Genomic DNA, 17,995 nt, shown 5'->3' on the forward strand with positions numbered 1-17,995 from the left:
CCTCTTGAAGGTTGCCGGGCAAGCCGTGGTTACAGGAGAAAATTAGGCGGTAATTTTACCCGAAAGACCCCTACGGATACCAGAAATAGCGCGCTTATGTTGTTTGACTTTAAACGCAAGAAGGATGTCATCGATCTGATCGGGATTCTGATCCTGCTGATTATCCCGGCGATCCTCAGCTATAACAGCAAAACTGAGCTGCAGGCGATCCGTGAGTCCGGCAGCCTGAAGCTGGTAACCCGCAATACGCCCAGCACCTATTTTCTGGAGAAAGGCGAACCGGCAGGTTTCGAATACGAGCTGGCTAAAGCCTTTGCTGAACACATCGGAGTAAAGTTAGAAGTCACCGTAGCCCCCAGCTTTAGCGACCTGTTCACCCTGATCAAAAACCGCGACGCTGATATTGCGGCCGCTAACCTGACCATCACACCACAACGTCAGGAGAACTTTGCATTTTCTCCGCCCTACCTACACACCAGTTCGGCCCTGATCTACCGCATCAAGCAAGGCAATCCGGCCCCCAAAAAACTGGAATCAGTATTCGGCCGAACCATCGTCGTACCTGCCAACAGCAGCCATATAGAAGTCCTGAAGAAGCTAAAGGCCGATAACCCGGAGCTCACCTGGCAGGAGAGTGACGAACCCGCCATCGACCTGCTGGAACAGGTCCACGAGCGCAAAGTGGACTTTACCGTGATGGACGAGGTTACCTACAACTCCCACAGCTCCTACTTTCCAGGCGTCAACAAAAGCATGCTGCTGAACGAACCTCAGCCGCTGGCCTGGATGTACTCCCCGCATCCGGATAACTCACTGAAGTTGGCGCTGGAGCGTTTCTTTGCCAAAGAGAGCACCCAGGCACTGATCAAGCAACTGAAGATCAAATACTTTCAGCGCGAGAACCGCCTCAACTTCTTTGACACCATCACCTTCCGCAACCAGATGGAAAGCCGCTTCCCGAAGCTGGAAGCCTACTTCCATGATGCCGAAGCCGAAACCGGTATCAACTGGCAACTGTTGGCGGCGATCGCTTATCAGGAGTCCCACTGGAACCGCAAAGCAGTTTCTCCCACCGGCGTGCGCGGCATCATGATGCTGACCCGGGCGACTGCCAAAGAGATGGGCATTAAGAACAGAACCGACGCGGAACAAAGTATCCGCGGCGGGGCACGCTATTTAAAGAAGGTCATCGCGAAGATTCCGGAGCGCATCCAGGGAGAGGATCGTATCTGGTTTGGCTTGGCCAGTTACAACGTGGGTTACGGCCATCTGGAAGACGCCCGCATTCTGACCCAACGTGCGGGCAAGAACCCGGATAAATGGAAAGATGTACGTGAATTCCTGCCCCTGCTCACCAAACCGCGTTACTACAAGACCGTTAAACGGGGATACGCACGCGGTTATGAGCCGGTGATCTATGTGAAGAATATCCAGCGTTATCTGGATCTGATTCGCTGGGAGTTCCAGCTGCGCCAGATGCGCGAGGCGAGCAAGCAAGACTCTCTGCCAGACAGCAGCCAGAGCGCCAGCTCACTTAAGGAAGCCCCACTCACACTCTGAGGCACTTAAGAGGGAGTATTTTTCGCCGCATTTTCCCGTGCCGCCTGCTTCGCTGCTTTTTTCTCAGCTCGGCGCTGCTGAAAAAACAGGCTGATACGTTCGCTGCAGCGCTCCGCCAGCACACCACCGTGCGATTCCACACGGTGATTCATCCAGGGCTGTTCAAATACCTGTCCGTTACTGCACACTGCACCGGATTTTGGTTCGGTCGCACCGTAGATTACGCGTCGAATGCGGGCATGGACGATTGCACCTGCGCACATGGTGCAGGGCTCGATAGTTACGTAGAGATCAGCATCCACCAAGCGGTAGTTCTCCACTTTCTGCGCCGCCGCCCTAAGCGCCATAATCTCCGCATGGGCGGTTGGATCGTGACCACTGATCGGATGATTCCAGCCTTCACCGATCACTTCACCATCCAACACGACGACGGCCCCCACGGGCACCTCACCCACCTCAGCGGCACGCTCGGCCAGCGTCAATGCGGTTTGCATCCAGTGTTCATCTTGGGCAGTCAGGTCTGTATCGGTCATACGCGTAGTGGATCAGTTACTTATCAACAGGCAGAAAAAAGCCCGCGAGTACGCGGGCTTTTTATTATGCCAAAGAATCGCTCGGAATTATTCCCACTCGATGGTTGCAGGCGGCTTAGAGCTCACATCGTAAGTCACACGGGATACGTGTGGAATCTCATTGATGATGCGGCTGGATACAGTTTCCAGGAGCTCGTATGGCAGGTGCGCCCAACGCGCGGTCATAAAGTCGATAGTTTCTACAGCACGCAGTGCAATTACGTACTCGTAACGGCGACCGTCGCCCACAACACCTACAGACTTAACCGGCAGGAATACGGCAAACGCCTGGCTGGTCTTGTGGTACCAGTCAGCGTTGTGCAGCTCTTCGATGAAGATCGCATCCGCTTCACGCAGGATATCCGCGTACTCTTTCTTCACTTCACCCAGGATACGTACGCCCAGACCCGGACCCGGGAATGGGTGACGGTAAACCATGTCGTACGGCAGACCCAGTTCCAGACCGATCTTACGCACTTCGTCTTTGAAGAGTTCGCGCAGTGGTTCCACCAGCTCCATCTTCATATCTTCCGGCAGACCACCTACGTTGTGGTGAGACTTGATCACGTGTGCCTTACCGGTCTTAGCCGCGGCAGACTCAATCACATCCGGGTAGATAGTACCCTGCGCCAGGAAGTTAACGTCTTTCAGCTTAGCCGCTTCGTCATCAAACACTTCGATGAAGGTGTTACCGATGATCTTACGTTTCTTCTCAGGATCGTTTTCACCACCCAGGCGACCCAGGAACAGATCTTCAGAGTCGGCACGGATCACACGAACACCCATGTTCTTCGCGAACATGTCCATCACCTGGTCACCTTCGTTCTTACGCAGCAGGCCGTTGTCTACAAATACACAGGTCAGCTGATCGCCGATCGCCTTGTGCAGCAGCGCCGCTACAACGGAGGAATCCACACCGCCGGACAGACCCAGCAGCACTTTTTGGTTACCAACCTGCTCGCGAACCTTTTCGATCTGGTCAGCAATAATATTTGCCGGATTCCACAGCGCTTCAGTACCACAGATCTCCAGAACAAAACGCTCCAGAATACGACCACCCTGCTTGGTGTGGGTTACTTCCGGGTGGAACTGTACGCCGTAGAAGTTTTTCTCCGGGTGGCACATCGCCGCAATCGGTGCAGAGTCAGTAGACGCGATAATACCGAAACCTTCCGGCAGCTCGGTGACCTTGTCACCATGGCTCATCCACACGTCCAACAGAAGGGAGCCGTTGTTCGCCAGATGATCTTCAATACCTTCCAGCAGACGGCTAGGGCTGTCACCCAGACGCACCTGCGCGTAACCAAACTCACGCTTGTCGGAAGACTCTACTTTACCGCCCATCTGCGCCGCCATGGTCTGCATGCCGTAGCAGATACCCAGTACCGGAACACCCAGCTCAAATACCACCTCAGGAGCGCGAGGTGACTCACCCTCTGTTACAGACTCAGGGCCACCCGCCAGGATAATACCTTTCGGATTAAAATCACGAATGTCCTGTTCATCCAGGTCCCAGGCGTAAATCTCACAATAAACACCAATCTCACGTACACGGCGCGCAATCAGCTGAGTGTACTGGGAACCAAAATCCAGAATCAGAATGCGTTGAGCATGAATATCTTGTGTCATCTACTGTCACTCCAGTGGAGTATCTAAAAACGAAAATGGGGCGGCTTTACACCACCCCATTGATCATAATGGATAAATTATTAACCGACGCGATAGTTAGGCGCTTCTTTGGTGATGCTCACGTCGTGAACGTGGCTCTCAGCCATACCCGCGTTGGTGATGCGTACGAACTGCGGCACAGTACGCATGGTAGTGATATCTGCGCTGCCGGTATAACCCATCGACGCGCGCACACCACCCATCAGCTGGTGAACAACACCGGCCATCGGACCTTTACACGGTACACGGCCTTCGATGCCTTCCGGTACCAGTTTTTCCACGCCAGCTTTCGCGTCCTGGAAGTAACGGTCGGAAGAGCCAGACGTCTGACCCATCGCGCCCAGAGAACCCATACCACGGTATGACTTAAAGGCACGCCCCTGGAACAGTTCAACTTCACCCGGCGCTTCGTCGGTACCCGCCAGCATGGAACCAACCATTACTGCGGATGCACCTGCTACGATCGCTTTGGACAGGTCACCGGAGAAACGGATACCACCATCCGCCACAACCGGTACACCGTATTTTTCCATCGCAGTCGCAACGTTCGCTACAGCACTGATCTGTGGTACACCAACACCGGCAACGATACGGGTAGTACAGATGGAACCTGGGCCAATGCCCACTTTCACACCGTCTGCGCCTACTTCTGCCAGCGCAATCGCCGCTTCAGCCGTTGCGATGTTACCGCCGATGACCTGTACCTGTGGGAAGTTTTCCTTAACCCAAGCTACACGATCGATAACACCCTTGGAGTGGCCGTGCGCGGTATCAACGATGATTACGTCAACACCCGCAGCTACCAGTGCAGCTACACGATCTGGGGTTTCTGGGCCAGTACCCACTGCAGCACCCACGATCAGGCGACCCTGACTATCTTTTGCTGCACTTGGGTAAGCTTTTGCTTTGTTCATGTCCTTTACGGTCATCATGCCGTGCAGGCCACCTTCTTCGTCAACAACCAGAATCTTCTCGATGCGGTGTTTACGCAGCAGGTTACGAACTTTGTCTTTGTCCACGCCTTCTTCAACGGTCACCAGACGATCTTTTGGCGTCATGATGGATGCAACAGACGCATCCAGGTGGTTTTCGAAGCGCATATCACGGCTAGTTACGATACCAACCAGCTCACCGTTATCCACAACCGGGAAGCCGGAGAAGCCCATCTGGTCAGCCAGCTTTTGCAGCTCGCCCACAGTCATGTCGGAAGTACAGGTAACAGGGTCGTTTACAACACCTGCTTCATATTTCTTAACGCGGCGAACTTCTTCTGCCTGTTGTTCAATGGTCAGGTTCTTATGGATGATACCGATACCACCCTCCTGAGCCATTGCAATCGCCAGACGAGATTCAGTTACAGTATCCATCGCCGCAGACACCAGAGGGATGTTCAGTTCGATACCCTTGGTCAGACGGGTTTTCAGGGAAACGTCCTTAGGCAGTACTTCGGAGTAGCCTGGGACCAGCAACACATCGTCAAAAGTAAGTGCGTCTTCAGCGATTCGCAACATTCGCAGCCAACCTGTATTTCGTTGAAAAAATTAAGAGCGGAATTATACAGCCATTAGACTTTTTGCTCAATCAATCCTGACCATTCCGCAACGATAAATTCATTTACCTAATGCTGCCCTTATTCGATGACAGCAATATAACGATTGAAAGAAGATCACAGGCGCTGTAGCGGCACCAAAGTTGGTTTAAGATGGGCGCCATGTATAACGATAATCCCAACACCACCCGCGCCATTTCAGTTTCTGAACTGAACAAGCAGGCCCGTTCGTTGCTGGAACGCTCCTTCCTGATGATCAGCGTTGAGGGCGAGCTCTCCAACTTTGTCCGTCCCAGCTCCGGCCACTGGTATTTCACCCTGAAAGACGACAAGGCTCAGGTGCGCTGCGCCATGTTCCGCAATCGCAGCCAGTTCCTGAAATACCAGCCGAAAAACGGCGACCGCGTGCTCGTCCGAGCCAAGGTCAGCCTGTACGAAGGCCGTGGCGACTTTCAGCTGATCTGCGATTACATGGAGGAAAGTGGTTCCGGTCGTCTGCAACAAGCCTACGAAGAACTAAAAGCCCGGCTGCATCGGGAAGGCCTGTTCGACAGCCAGCATAAGAAACCACTGCCGAGCCACCCGGCGCACATTGGGATTATCACCTCCCCAACCGGGGCAGCCATCCACGATATCCTGACGGTGCTGAAGCGCCGCTTCCCCGGCTTGCCGGTTACGCTTTATCCCACAGCGGTACAGGGCGAGGAAGCAATCGTACAGATTGAACGCGCGATTGAACTGGCTAACCGCCACAACATCTGCGACGTATTGATCGTAGGCCGTGGTGGCGGCTCACTGGAAGATCTGTGGGCTTTCAACGAAGAACGTATTGCCCGCGCAGTATTCAACAGCCAAATCCCGGTGATCAGCGCCGTTGGTCACGAAGTAGATGTGGTCATAACCGACTTTATCGCCGATGTGCGCGCACCGACCCCATCGGCGGCGGCCGAGATGGTGAGCCCCGACCAGCACACATTGCAGCTACGCCTGAACCAGGCGAAACAACGCCTGGCGTCGCAACTCAAGCGCCAGCTCTATTTCCGTCGGGAACGGCTAATGGCACTGCGCGCCCGTCTGCGCCATCCCGGTGACCAGCTACGCCAGCAGGCTCAACGTCTGGATGACTTGGAACAACGCATGCAGCGGGCAATGCGACATAAACTCAGCGACCGTCAAAGCCGCTTGCAGCAGTTACAGCAGCGCCTGCAAAACCAGCAACCGAGTCAGCAGATCAACCGCTATCGCCAGCAGGTGGTCCAATATCAGCACCAGCTACAGCAACTGCTTCAGGCACGGCTGACTCAGGCCCGAATGGAACTAAAAGCCCAGGCCGGGCGTCTCCATGCGGTAAGCCCACTCGCCACTCTGGATCGAGGTTATGCCATCGTCCAGGACGAAAACGGCAAAGTGCTGCAGGACAGCCAGCAGGTACAGGTGGGCGACCAGATTCAGACACGCCTGCAGAAAGGACGACTGCAGTGTACCGTTGACCAGATAATCACGGAGAATTGTTAATGCGTTTGCTCACTTCACTGCTCGCCCCAGCGGCTTTACTGATTGTAAGCACACTGCTGCAAGCGGCTGACCTGCCGAAAGAATCCCGCGTACCGGGTGGCATCGCGGTTGTACCGCTTCCAGGCTTGACCTCATCAAAAGCCCCGCAGGCCGATTTCCGCGGTAACCGCGTGATGGTTGTCAGCGCACAAGGCACGGCATTCGAAAACCAGACTCGCTGGCTTGCCGTTGTGGGCATCCCGCTGAAAGCCAAATCAGACCAGAAACTGGTGATCTCTGCCGGTGGTGAAAAGTATCCGTTCACCATCGAGAGCAAAGAGTACAAAGCCCAGTACCTGACCATCAAAAACAAGAAGCACGTTAACCCGGATCCGGAACAGGTGAAGCGCTGGCGTCGCGAGAAAGCGGAGATGGTGGCCGCCTTCAAGCACTGGGAATCGATCGAACAGCCTCCGGTGAAATTTGAGCTGCCCGCCAAAGGCCCGTTCAGCAGTCCGTTTGGTCTGAAGCGTTTCTATAACAAGCAGCCACGCAACCCACACAGCGGCCTGGACATCGCCGCACCAGTGGGCGCACCAATCATCGCACCGGCAGCCGGTACTGTGCTCACTGTGGGGGACTACTTCTTTAACGGCAAAACCGTAATCATGGACCACGGCCAGGGCCTGACAACCATGTACTGCCATATGAGCCGTATCGACGTAAAACCGGGGGATAAACTGCGAACCGGCGACCAGCTGGGGGCCATCGGCAAAACCGGCCGTGTAACCGGTCCCCACCTGCATTGGAGCGTAAGCTTGAATAATGTGCGGGTCGACCCAATATTATTCCTCGACAACTAATTTGGTGGGCAACCCGCCCCCCACTCTATCTTTGGAAAGACACATGTCCGAACTGAAACTGGAAACCATCGAACAGAAAGCGAGCTACGGCATCGGTCGTCAGATGGGCGATCAGCTGGCTGCAAACAGCTTTGAAGGCGTTGACCTGGACGCGCTGGCAGCAGGCATCCGCGACTCCTTTAACGGCGAAGCACTGGCTATCGAAGTTAACGAAATTCAGGACGCGTTCAACGTAATCAACGAGCGTATCCAGGAAGCGCAGAAGAAACAGGCCGAAGAGTTCGTTAAAGCAGGCGAAGAGTTCCTGGCTGATAACGCAAAACGCGAAGGTGTTGTTACTCTGGAATCCGGTCTTCAGTACGAAATCGTTGAAGCAGGTGAAGAGAACGGTGAAAAACCATCAGCCAGCTCCAAAGTACGTACTCACTACCACGGCACGTTCATCGACGGCAAAGTATTCGACAGCTCCTACGATCGCGGCCAGCCTGCTGAGTTCCCTGTTGGCGGCGTAATCGCTGGTTGGACCGAAGCACTGCAGCTGATGACCAAAGGTGCTAAGTGGCGCCTGTACATCCCTTACAACCTGGCATACGGTGCTCAGGGCTCCCCAGGCGGTATCCCTCCATACTCCGCACTGGTATTTGATGTAGAGCTGCTGGAAATCCTGTAAGCAGCCCTGCCTGTCCAGCCGGTCACTCGTACCGGCTGGTTCAGCTCCCCCACGTTATCCACAACCCGGAGATGCAATCCGTGAAACTCTTCCATCAGGTTTATGGTGAAGGCGAACCACTGATCATCATGCACGGTCTGTTTGGTACCTACGAAAACTGGGGTACCCAGATCAAAGCGTTGGCCGAGCACTTTCAGGTGATCGCTGTGGATATGCGCAACCACGGCCGTTCCGATCACGATTCGGTGATGGATTATCCGGCGATGGCCGCAGATATTGTCGAACTGATGGATGATCTGGGTCTGGAGAGTGCAAATATCCTGGGCCACTCCATGGGGGGCAAAGCCGCCATGCAGCTGGCACTGAATCACCCCGAGCGGCTTCGCAAACTGATTGTGGTTGATATTGCCCCGGTGGAATACAAACCGCACCATGACGATGTATTTACGGGCTTGTACGCAGTGCAGCTGGATCAGCTGAAATCCCGCGGTGATGCCGACAAGCAATTAGCAGCCCATGTGGATGAGCTGGGCGTACGCGCCTTCTTACTGAAAAACCTCTATCGCGATGAGAACAAACAGTTCCGCTGGCGCATGAACCTGGATGTGCTGCGTGACGAATACGTCCACATTGGTGCGGCGCCATCCGGTACACCGTTTCAGGGTACTACCCTGTTTATTAAGGGCGAAAACTCCCACTACCTGCTACCCGAGCACCGCGATCAGGTACTGACCCTGTTCCCTAACACAAGCTACAAACTGATGCAGGGCGCTGGTCACTGGCCACACGCAGAGAAGCCATCGATCTTTGGTAAAATTGTGCTGGGATTCTTACTGGATTGATTTAGCAAGTTCTTAAGCAAATTAGCAGCAGGTTAGGAAAAGGAGCGAAATGCTCAGACCTGCTGCTCAATAATACTGCCTTCAGGGAAGACTTTGGTAAACACGCCAGTTTCCACCAGGCGACGTTCCATTTCCAGACGGTTTTCATCCAGGGTTTTCATCCAGGGTTTTCACCCCACCCTGTTCCGTCTCTGGCTGGTTTTCAAACCCGCCACTGGAGGCGGAGCTTTCAGACTCTTCACCACCATCTTGCGCCGATGCGCTTTCAGGTGTCATTCCCGGTTCAGATGCCGCTTCAGGACCACCGGTTTCACCCGCTTCATCACCTTCACCGCTTCCATCCTGAGTCGCCAACTCGGCCAAGGCTTCGGCCATCAGCGCCTGCGCTTTTGCTGCCACCTGGCGATCCTGACTGGACGGCTCTGCCGGGGCTAATGCCGCTGCTATGACGGTACGCATCTTCTCGATGGTAGCCTCTGGATCGTTGGGGATTGCCGACGTATCGACGCTGACCTCACCGCTGGTTGCATACATCCGTCCGTCAGGACCACGGGTGTACTCCAATTCAGGCGCACCGGTGTACTGCCCCCCCACATTGGCATGGGCCTGTTCGTGCTGGCGCACCTCCCTGTCACGCGCTTCCAGCTCCTCAACAACCTGCAACTCCTGTTCGGTCAGCTCGGAGCTACCAGCGGAGTTCGATTTTTTCTCTTCGGAAGCCGCAGTGGAGGCAGAACTGCCCGATCCACTCTCTACTTTTTCAACAGGCTTAGCAGAATGCTCAAGATCTGCAGAGGTGGTGACAGCCTGAGTGCTTTCAGGCTGCACAGGAGTCTCACCCGCTGGACGAACCGTGGGTGATGATAATAGCGGTGGAGAAAGTGCGCTGGCGGCGTTCAGTTCCATAGCGAGTATCAGACGTGAATGTTGATATTTCCGCCTACAGTTTCAGACGCGGCTGTAACCACTTTGGTGGTGGCGGCTTCAGTTTCCTGCACAGTAGTGCCTTTTACAGCACTGACACTGGCAGGTTCACGACCTGTCGCTTCTTCAGCATGGTCTGGTTTACCGCTGCCATGCAGGTCCCCGGATGCTTTAGCGACATTATCCAGGGTTCTGTTCTGCCCGATTACGCCGGATTGTAATGCGTTGGTGACGTTCATAGGACCACCCCCTTACCTTCCATTTGATCATCAGCTGCAGCGTCTTGAATCTCCAACGACACATAGGCGCTACAACAAATACTACTTCCAGCAAGACAGTTTAGATCAGTTTTGGCGTTTGGTCACGATTTAGCCAGCCAACAATCGATCGATATCAATATACTCGGCGATGTTGTCCGGTGTCGGATCTTCAAGGTGAGGAATCTCAGCCAGCAGCGGCGCGCGCAGCATATTGGCAATGGTATCGCGATTTTCGTCGTAACTATCCATAGCAGGATCAACTTTGTTGGCGATCCAGCCGGCCAACGGTACACCGTCTCGGGCAATGCTTTCTGCCGTCAGCAGTGCGTGGTTGATACACCCGAGTTTCATGCCAACCACCATAATCACCGGCACCTGCAGCGACTTAGGAATCTGCGCCATGGTTTCACGGTAGCTCAGCGGCACTCGCCAGCCACCTGCACCTTCCACCAACACGAAGTCTGCAGGCTGCATCATGGCGCCACGACAAAAAGCCGCAATACGCTCACCAGAGAGCACCCGTCCTTCGTTCATCGCAGCGATATGCGGTGCGATCGGTGATTCAAAGGCGATTGGGTTCACCTGCTCGTAGCTCAACTTTACGCTGGCGGTATTCTGCAAAATAACCGCATCGGAGTTACGCAGGCCGTCGTCGGTCTTTTCACAACCCGCCGATACCGGCTTCAGGCCAATCGTGCGTTTACCCGCCTTGTTCGCGGCAGCCAGCAATCCGGCCGTTACAATGGTTTTACCCGCATCGGTATCAGTTCCGGTGATAAAGAAACTACGCTTTGCCATCTTATTCGTCACTATATAGATAGGTTGGCCCAAGGCCTGTTAATACTAGTTGGTCTGACGCTTGGTGAGGACGCCGTAATATACGTGATAGGTTGCCGGCAGATAGCCTTCAGCATGGCGCTGTGCTTCGTAAGCTTCACTGAACGCCTTGATCCGCGCACGCCCGGTCAGACCGGACGGCTGGCCCGCATTCATATTGTGGGCACCTATCCCTTTGAGCTCATTGGTCAGATCCCGTAAACGTGCGTAACGGCACACCCGGTACTCGGTTTCCAATGAATCCACATGCAGAATTTCCGGCATATCGTGCCGCAGATCAGACCAATCGATAAACCGATTCACATGCACCTGGTCATCCACCTGTGCCCAGGCTGTACGCAGCTCATGCAGGGTATCCGGCCCCAGTGTACTAAACACAAACTGACCACCGGGTTTCAGTACCCTCGCAATCTCGGCAAACAGATTGTCGGTGTGCTCGCACCATTGGATCGCCAGGCTGGTAAAAATCAGATCAACACTGCTATCCGCCAGCGGCAGGGCTTCCGCATCACCGCACAACCACGCAGTGTCGTCCAATGGGCGCTTTTCACGGGCGTAGTTGAGCATCCCTTCCGCCAGGTCCAGGCTGACAATAAACGCCTGTGGATAACGCTGTTTGATCAGCGGCGTGAAATACCCGGTACCACTGCCCAGATCCATCACCACCGGCGGCTTGGTGTCCGGTAGTCTTTTAAGCAGCTCATGCCCTACACCGCGCTGCAACTCTGCCACGGAATCGTAGGAACACGCAGCACGACTGAAGGAGTCGGCCACCCGCTTTTTATCGAAGGACGCCGGGCTCATGCACGGGCCTCGGACAGGAAAGCAATTACCTCGTCACACCAACTCTCGGCATGAGAGATAAAGGGCAGATGCCCCGCACCTCCGTACACTGCGGTCTTCGCAACAGGATTCAGTGCTGCACAGCCTTCAGCGGCACTCGCCGGCACCAACAGATCATTTTCACCAAACTGCAGCAACACAGGCATGCTCAGCTCAGCCAAAGCATTACGGACGTCGGTTTCCAACAGGGTCAGTGCAGGCGCCAGTGCGGATGGCTGATCCTCTTTCACCAATTGCTTCAGCAGCTTGAGGGTTTCGCGCCCCGCTTCCGCACCTTGGGTTTGCAGCATGATGAAACGGGTCAGTGTTTTGGCTGGATTGTCTGCCAGGGCACTTTTGAAGCCCTGGTAGGTTTCGGTATCCATTGCGCTGGCCCAGTCATCACGGGCAACGAAGCATGGGTTAGACGCAACCATCACCAACGCACTTACACGCTCAGGCGCTTTCGCCGCGGCAGCCACAGCCAGTTGACCACCCAGAGACCACCCCAGCCAGTGGGCTTGCTCAGGAGCTACAGCCAATAGTGCATCGACCGCAGCGTCGAAGGTTAGGTTATCCAGTGCCGGCGATTGCCCCAGCCCAGGCAGGTCAATCAGCGTGATGCTGAAATGGTCTTCCAACGCGGGCAAAACCCTCTGCCAGATAGAGGAGTTCATACCCCAACCATGCAGCATAACCAGTCTTGGCTTGTCAGGATTACCACGCTGTTCGGTGTACAACTGAATCATCGACTAACCTTCTCCAAAACATCCAACAAACGAGTCACCTGTGCTTCGGTGTGACTGGCGCTGAAGGTGACACGCAAGCGGGCACTGCCCTGCGGCACAGTCGGCGGACGGATCGCACCGATAAAGATCCCTTCCGCTTCGATCGCCGCGCTCATGCGCATCGCTTCGGCGGAATCACCCACCATGATCGGCTGGATCGGCGTCGGAGAATCCATCAACTCCAATCCGAGTTGCTCGCAGCCGTCGCGGAACTGTTTGATCAGCGCTGCCAGTTTCTCCCGGCGCCACTCTTCATCGCGCAGGATCTTCAGACTGGTCAGAGTCGCCATCGCCACCGCAGGCGGCATACTGGTAGTGTAAATATAGGTGCGTGCATGCTGCACCAGGGTCTCAATCAACTCTTCGCTACCGGCGACAAACGCACCTGAAGTACCAAAGGCTTTACCCAAAGTACCTACCAAGACCTGAACATCGTCCTGTCCCAGACCAAAGTGTTCGACACAACCACGACCGCCTTTACCTACACAGCCAAAACCGTGGGCATCATCTACCATCACCCAGGCATCGTGCTGTTTCGCGGTCTGGCAGATTTCAGGCAGCTCGGCAATGTCGCCGTCCATGCTGAAGACACCGTCGGTGACCACCAACTTACGGCGGGCTTCGCTACGGGTCAGTTTCTGTTCCAGACTCTGGGCATCGTTATGCAGGTAGCGCTGAAAACGGGCACCACTCAGGAGACCCGCATCCAAAAGGGAGGCATGGTTGATACGATCTTCAAACACAGCATCGCGTTTATCCAGCAGGGCGTTGACCGCACCCAGATTTGCCATGTAACCGGTGGAAAACAGCAACGCACGCGGGCGACCGGTAAACTCGGCCAGCGCCTCTTCCAGTTCATGGTGGGCCTGACTGTGGCCGTTCACCAGATGGGACGCTCCACCACCAACTCCGTACCGGTCGGCGCCTTCTTTTAACGCCTTGATGACGTCAGGGTGATTGGCCAGGCCAAGGTAATCGTTGGAGCAGAATGCCAGGTAGTTTTGGCCGTCCACCTGCACTTCCGGTGCTTGTGGGCTCTCCAGCATACGGCGCTGGCGATAGAGAGACTGGTCTTTACGGGCGGTCAGTTCATCCCGTAACTGATCAAATGACATAGACAGATCCGATCAATAAAGGAAGGCCGCAGGCCCCAGGGGAATAGGACCTGCGGAAAAAAACTCGATCAGGCTTCGTAGAAGTGCTGGCTGTCGGCCTGTTTTTGCAGGTCGCTCATGATCGCCTGCTCCTGGGTTTCGTCGTTTTCGGAGATACGCTGCTCCGGCTTGATGCCCAGACGTTTGAACAGTTTCAGGTCACGGTGAGTTTCCGGGTTCGGCGTGGTCAGCAGACACTCGCCATAGAAGATGGAGTTGGCACCGGCCATAAACGCCATCGCCTGCATCTCATCACTCATGGACTCTCGACCCGCGGACAGACGCACGTGGGACGCTGGCATCATGATACGTGCCACAGCAATGCTGCGCAGGAAATCCAGGTTATCCAGATCTTCCGCATTCTCCAGCGGCGTGCCTTCTACTTTAACCAGCATGTTGATTGGTACACTTTCCGGTTGTACCGGCATGTTTGCCAGCTGGCGCAGCAGACCAATACGGTCGGTTGCGGTTTCACCCATACCCAGGATGCCACCGGAGCAGATTTTCATACCGGAATCGCGTACGTGCTGCAGAGTATCCAGACGATCCTGGTAGGTACGGGTGGTGATGATCTTGTCGTAGTACTCAGGCGACGTATCCAGGTTGTGGTTGTAGTAGTCCAGGCCCGCGTCCGCCAGGCGGTCCGCTTTGTCCTGATCCAGCATACCCAGGGTCATGCAGGTTTCCAGACCCAGCTCTTTAACCTGACGCACCATGTCCAACACGTAAGGCATGTCACGTTCGTGCGGGTGCTTCCACGCCGCGCCCATGCAGAAACGGGAAGAACCGGAGGCTTTTGCCTGCTTGGCTTTCTCAACCACACGTTCCACTTCCAGTAGACGCTCTTTTTCAAGGCCGGTGCTGTAGTGGGCGCTCTGTGGACAGTATTTGCAATCTTCCGGGCATGCGCCGGTTTTAATCGACAGCAGGGTACTTACCTGCACTTCATTCGGATTGAAGTACTGGCGATGCACAGTCTGCGCCTGGAACATCAGATCGTTAAACGGCAGCTCAAAAAGAGCGCGTACCTCTGCTTCAGTCCAGTCGTGACGGATAGCGGTTTTCTCTTGCATCGTGTTTCTTTCCCCTGGAAAATCCTTTGATAAGCGGGCCAAAGAGGGCCACGCGCTCACATTGGACCAATGATATAGGGACAGAAGGAACTGTCAACCAATGCGAACACCACAAGAGAACTGCTGGTTATTTTTTAGCCAATGCATTTTATGCAAATCCCGCACTAAACACCCGCGCGGCATCTGCCCCAATTGCCAGCGCGATCTGCCCTGGATCGACACCTGTTGTCCACGCTGTGCCCTCCCCCAGACACACAACCATCTTTGCCCCCAATGCAGCAAAACACGGGTACCGTTCGGACAGGTGCACGCCCTGTTTGACTATCTGTTTCCCATCAACGAGCTGATTGCGCAGATCAAGTACCACGACAAACCGGTGTATATGGCAGCCTTAGCCGAGCTGATGGCGCGTCATCTGCGCTATATAAAGCCTGAGCGCAAACCGGATCTGCTGATCCCCGTACCAATGCACAAAAAACGCCTGCGAGAGCGTGGCTACAATCAGGCGGAAATTATGGCTAGATTACTGGGGACGTTGCTCGATATCCCGGTACGCAGTGACCTGCTCATTAAGAATCAAGCAACGGCGCAACAGATGGCGCTGCATCGCAACGAACGACAGAAGAATCTGCGCGGCGCCTTCAGCTGCAAACCGTTTGAGGCGCAGCATGTAGCATTGATCGATGACGTGATGACCACGGGCACCACCGTCACTGAGATCTGCAAGGTGTTACGGCAGTCACCGACTCAGATGATAGATGTGTGGGTGCTGGTGCGTACCGCGGAAGATCGTTGAACTACATGCATCACTTCATCACTACCTTGCCACCGATCATCTTGTAGGCGGGCGTACCACGGATCAGGGTTTCGCGGGCAAAGACCTGCTCACAGCCCGGACAGGTACAGGGAGTCTTCGTGAAATCTTCACTGATACGCTCCTTAAAACACTTTACCAGTGCCCCCTTGCCACCTTTGCGGTAGCGGTACAGCTTGGTTTTACAGCGGGCGCAGAAGATATCAACGGTTTTCACCGGCCCCTTGGGATTGGGTTTAGCCATGAAATGAACAGTGCACAAAAGTTAAAGGATGTGTTCCGTAGTCTAACATGGTGTCCTTGTACGGAAGCCGATACTATGAGTGCAGTCCAACTGTCTGCGAAGCGAGAGCTATGAAAGTCGCTGTTTATTGCGGGTCTTCTCCCGGCCCTGATGGTTCTGTGTATATGCAAACCGCCTACGAGCTGGGGCAATCCCTGGCCGAAAACGATGTTGAACTGATCTACGGTGGGGCCACCGTTGGCCTTATGGGCGCAGTCGCGGACGGCGCACTGGCTGCGGGCGGTAAAGTTATTGGTGTGATGCCTAGCTTACTAACCGAGAAAGAGCTGGCCCACAAAGATCTTAGCGAACTGATTCCTGTGCAGGACATGCATGAACGCAAGGCCATGATGGCCGAACTCGCCGACGGCTTTATCGCCCTACCCGGCGGTTGCGGCACCATGGAGGAGCTGTTCGAGGTGTGGTGCTGGGCGCAATTAGGACTGCACCACAAACCCTGCGCCCTGTATAACGTCGATGGCTTCTACAACAAGCTGATCGAGTTTATCCATCACGCCCAGTCACAGCAGTTTATCCGCGAAGAGTACACACGCATGTTGGTTGTGGGGAATAGCCCGGACGAGATCCTGCAGGCGTTTCGCAGCTACCAGCCCCCCGCCGACAAGTGGCGGGACCGCAGCGCACTCAAGCCGGCTACACAAGATATTTGAATTCACACACAATGTAACAGAGGGATGACCTGATGTTTAAGAAGTTATTGGCCAGCGTAGGGATTGGCGCAGCAAAAGTAGACACCATTCTGGAAACCGACACGCTGATGCCGGGCCAGCCATTCCGCGCCTCCATCGAGATCACCGCAGGCGATGTGGAGCAAGATATCTCCGGCATTGAGCTGGCCCTGGTCACCCACACCGAAGTGGAAACCGACGACGGCGAACATACCGAAAACGTTAAGCTACAGAAGTGGCAGATCAAAGACAGCGTCAGCTTAACGCCAGGCCAGACCCTCTCCGTACCGTTTGAAGGCGTGCTGCACCATGAAACCCCGATCACAGCAATAAACTGCCACGATAACCGCTGCCACGTTTGGATCGCGACCGGCTTGGAGATTGATCTGGCTTTGGATGCCTCCGATAAAGACGCGCTGAATATCGTACCTACCGACGCGATGCGCACATTTGTTGGTGCATTGGAAAACTGCGGTTACTACCTGCACAGCGCCGATGTGGAAAAAGGTTATTTGCGTGGCGACGGCTTTAGCTCCACCAGCGGTGCGTACCAGGAACTGGAGTTCCGCCCTGAAAACGGCGGTTTCTTCGGCACCAAAGAGATTGAGGTATCCTTCGTACCGGAAGCCGATCGCACCCACGTTTTGCTGGAACTGGATCGTGCCTTCCGTGGTGACGGTTTCATGTCGTTTACTTTGGAGCACAGTGACCTGAACCCTTCCGCGCTCGAAGCCCAGCTGCGCCAGGTACTGTAAGACCCGCCAACACCTCTAAGATGCACTAAACAAAACTCCGATCTATAAAGATCGGAGTTTTTATCACCAAGGACGTTTCACTCCGTGATCGATATCCCACTGTTTTACCTGTTTGCCATCCCCGCCGTGTTGATTACCGGCATTTCCAAGGGTGGTTTTGGCGGCGGTCTGGGCTTGCTGGCCGTGCCGATGATGTCCTTTGTGATCTCTCCGGTCCAGGCTGCCGCTATCATGCTACCCATCCTCTGCTTGATGGATATCTTTGGTGTGATCCGTTTTCGCCAGTTTGCCGACTGGAGCCACCTGTCGATTCTGCTACCGGCAGCCCTGCTGGGCAGTCTGTTGGGCACCTTCAGCTTCCACTACCTGAACGAAGCA

General features: G+C 54.8%; 20 protein-coding genes and 1 pseudogene. 10 read left to right on the top strand and 11 right to left on the bottom strand.

The genetic code is table 11. The features are described 5' to 3' along the window. The first annotated feature begins 96 nt into the window (after nucleotides 1-96). Nucleotides 97-1,560 (top strand): membrane-bound lytic murein transglycosylase MltF, encoded by a 1,464-nt coding sequence (mltF, locus tag ACEQ15_RS15595; RefSeq protein ID WP_370280163.1) that lies wholly within the window; start codon nucleotides 97-99, stop codon nucleotides 1,558-1,560. 5 nt (nucleotides 1,561-1,565) lie between these two features. On the opposite strand, the gene tadA is transcribed toward mltF, so the two are convergent. The 3 genes from tadA to guaB all read right to left on the bottom strand — a co-directional run bounded on the left by tadA (nucleotide 1,566) and on the right by guaB (nucleotide 5,311). Continuing rightward, complete coding sequence (gene tadA / locus ACEQ15_RS15600) at nucleotides 1,566-2,093, bottom strand: tRNA adenosine(34) deaminase TadA (RefSeq protein WP_370280164.1); 528 nt, start codon at nucleotides 2,091-2,093, stop codon at nucleotides 1,566-1,568. 87 nt (nucleotides 2,094-2,180) lie between these two features. Beyond that, complete coding sequence (gene guaA, locus ACEQ15_RS15605; RefSeq protein WP_370280165.1) at nucleotides 2,181-3,761, bottom strand: glutamine-hydrolyzing GMP synthase; 1,581 nt, start codon at nucleotides 3,759-3,761, stop codon at nucleotides 2,181-2,183. 80 nt (nucleotides 3,762-3,841) lie between these two features. Next, nucleotides 3,842-5,311, bottom strand: coding sequence for an IMP dehydrogenase (guaB, locus tag ACEQ15_RS15610; protein WP_370280166.1), 1,470 nt, complete (start codon nucleotides 5,309-5,311; stop codon nucleotides 3,842-3,844). A gap of 200 nt (nucleotides 5,312-5,511) precedes the next feature. On the opposite strand from guaB, the gene xseA reads away from it, so the two are divergent. The 4 genes from xseA (at nucleotide 5,512) to ACEQ15_RS15630 (ending at nucleotide 9,218) form a co-directional block, all read left to right on the top strand. Continuing rightward, nucleotides 5,512-6,864: an exodeoxyribonuclease VII large subunit gene (gene xseA, locus ACEQ15_RS15615; RefSeq protein ID WP_370280167.1), complete on the top strand. Its 1,353-nt coding sequence runs from the start codon at nucleotides 5,512-5,514 to the stop codon at nucleotides 6,862-6,864. Then, on the top strand, nucleotides 6,864-7,706 hold the full coding sequence (locus ACEQ15_RS15620; protein WP_370280168.1) for a peptidoglycan DD-metalloendopeptidase family protein: 843 nt from the start codon (nucleotides 6,864-6,866) through the stop codon (nucleotides 7,704-7,706). The genes xseA and ACEQ15_RS15620 overlap by 1 nt, the downstream gene beginning before the upstream one ends. Nucleotides 7,707-7,749: 43 nt before the next feature. Further along, entirely contained in the window at nucleotides 7,750-8,376 is a 627-nt protein-coding gene (locus ACEQ15_RS15625; protein WP_370280169.1) for an FKBP-type peptidyl-prolyl cis-trans isomerase, read from the top strand. Nucleotides 8,377-8,447: 71 nt separating this feature from the next. Continuing rightward, nucleotides 8,448-9,218, top strand: a complete 771-nt coding sequence (locus ACEQ15_RS15630) for an alpha/beta fold hydrolase (protein WP_370280170.1) — start codon at nucleotides 8,448-8,450, stop codon at nucleotides 9,216-9,218. A 144-nt stretch (nucleotides 9,219-9,362) separates the two neighbouring features. Here ACEQ15_RS15630 and ACEQ15_RS15635 read toward each other — a convergent pair whose 3' ends face one another. The 7 genes from ACEQ15_RS15635 to bioB form a co-directional block, all read right to left on the bottom strand. Next, nucleotides 9,363-10,124, bottom strand: coding sequence for a putative metalloprotease CJM1_0395 family protein (locus ACEQ15_RS15635; protein WP_370280171.1), 762 nt, complete (start codon nucleotides 10,122-10,124; stop codon nucleotides 9,363-9,365). Between the two features lie 8 nt (nucleotides 10,125-10,132). Continuing rightward, complete coding sequence (locus ACEQ15_RS15640) at nucleotides 10,133-10,381, bottom strand: hypothetical protein (protein WP_370280172.1); 249 nt, start codon at nucleotides 10,379-10,381, stop codon at nucleotides 10,133-10,135. Between the two features lie 129 nt (nucleotides 10,382-10,510). Next, nucleotides 10,511-11,200, bottom strand: coding sequence for a dethiobiotin synthase (gene bioD / locus ACEQ15_RS15645; protein ID WP_370280173.1), 690 nt, complete (start codon nucleotides 11,198-11,200; stop codon nucleotides 10,511-10,513). A gap of 45 nt (nucleotides 11,201-11,245) precedes the next feature. Continuing rightward, nucleotides 11,246-12,043: a malonyl-ACP O-methyltransferase BioC gene (bioC, locus tag ACEQ15_RS15650; RefSeq protein ID WP_370280174.1), complete on the bottom strand. Its 798-nt coding sequence runs from the start codon at nucleotides 12,041-12,043 to the stop codon at nucleotides 11,246-11,248. Next, nucleotides 12,040-12,810: a pimeloyl-ACP methyl ester esterase BioH gene (gene bioH, locus ACEQ15_RS15655; protein ID WP_370280175.1), complete on the bottom strand. Its 771-nt coding sequence runs from the start codon at nucleotides 12,808-12,810 to the stop codon at nucleotides 12,040-12,042. Before bioH ends, bioC begins: the two co-directional genes overlap by 4 nt. Further along, complete coding sequence (gene bioF, locus ACEQ15_RS15660; protein WP_370280176.1) at nucleotides 12,807-13,964, bottom strand: 8-amino-7-oxononanoate synthase; 1,158 nt, start codon at nucleotides 13,962-13,964, stop codon at nucleotides 12,807-12,809. Before bioF ends, bioH begins: the two co-directional genes overlap by 4 nt. 68 nt (nucleotides 13,965-14,032) lie before the next feature. Next, nucleotides 14,033-15,076, bottom strand: a complete 1,044-nt coding sequence (gene bioB, locus ACEQ15_RS15665; protein WP_370280177.1) for a biotin synthase BioB — start codon at nucleotides 15,074-15,076, stop codon at nucleotides 14,033-14,035. 100 nt (nucleotides 15,077-15,176) lie between these two features. Between bioB and ACEQ15_RS15670 the strand changes: the two are divergent. Then, nucleotides 15,177-15,344, top strand: a pseudogene (locus tag ACEQ15_RS15670) (double zinc ribbon domain-containing protein); the annotation flags it as partial. Between the two features lie 36 nt (nucleotides 15,345-15,380). Continuing rightward, nucleotides 15,381-15,872, top strand: a complete 492-nt coding sequence (locus tag ACEQ15_RS15675; RefSeq protein WP_370280182.1) for a ComF family protein — start codon at nucleotides 15,381-15,383, stop codon at nucleotides 15,870-15,872. A 10-nt stretch (nucleotides 15,873-15,882) separates the two neighbouring features. Here ACEQ15_RS15675 and ACEQ15_RS15680 read toward each other — a convergent pair whose 3' ends face one another. Next, nucleotides 15,883-16,134, bottom strand: a complete 252-nt coding sequence (locus ACEQ15_RS15680) for a hypothetical protein (RefSeq protein ID WP_370280178.1) — start codon at nucleotides 16,132-16,134, stop codon at nucleotides 15,883-15,885. Nucleotides 16,135-16,298: 164 nt separating this feature from the next. On the opposite strand from ACEQ15_RS15680, the gene ACEQ15_RS15685 reads away from it, so the two are divergent. The 3 genes from ACEQ15_RS15685 to ACEQ15_RS15695 form a co-directional block, all read left to right on the top strand. After that, nucleotides 16,299-16,844, top strand: coding sequence for a TIGR00730 family Rossman fold protein (locus ACEQ15_RS15685; RefSeq protein ID WP_370280179.1), 546 nt, complete (start codon nucleotides 16,299-16,301; stop codon nucleotides 16,842-16,844). A gap of 32 nt (nucleotides 16,845-16,876) precedes the next feature. Further along, entirely contained in the window at nucleotides 16,877-17,617 is a 741-nt protein-coding gene (locus tag ACEQ15_RS15690; RefSeq protein ID WP_370280180.1) for a sporulation protein, read from the top strand. A gap of 84 nt (nucleotides 17,618-17,701) precedes the next feature. Next, a partial coding sequence (locus ACEQ15_RS15695; RefSeq protein ID WP_370280181.1) for a TSUP family transporter occupies nucleotides 17,702-17,995 on the top strand: 294 nt, incomplete at its 3' end.

The sequence above is a fragment of the Pontibacterium sp. genome (assembly GCF_964228735.1).
Classification (GTDB): Bacteria; Pseudomonadota; Gammaproteobacteria; order Pseudomonadales; family Balneatricaceae; genus Pontibacterium.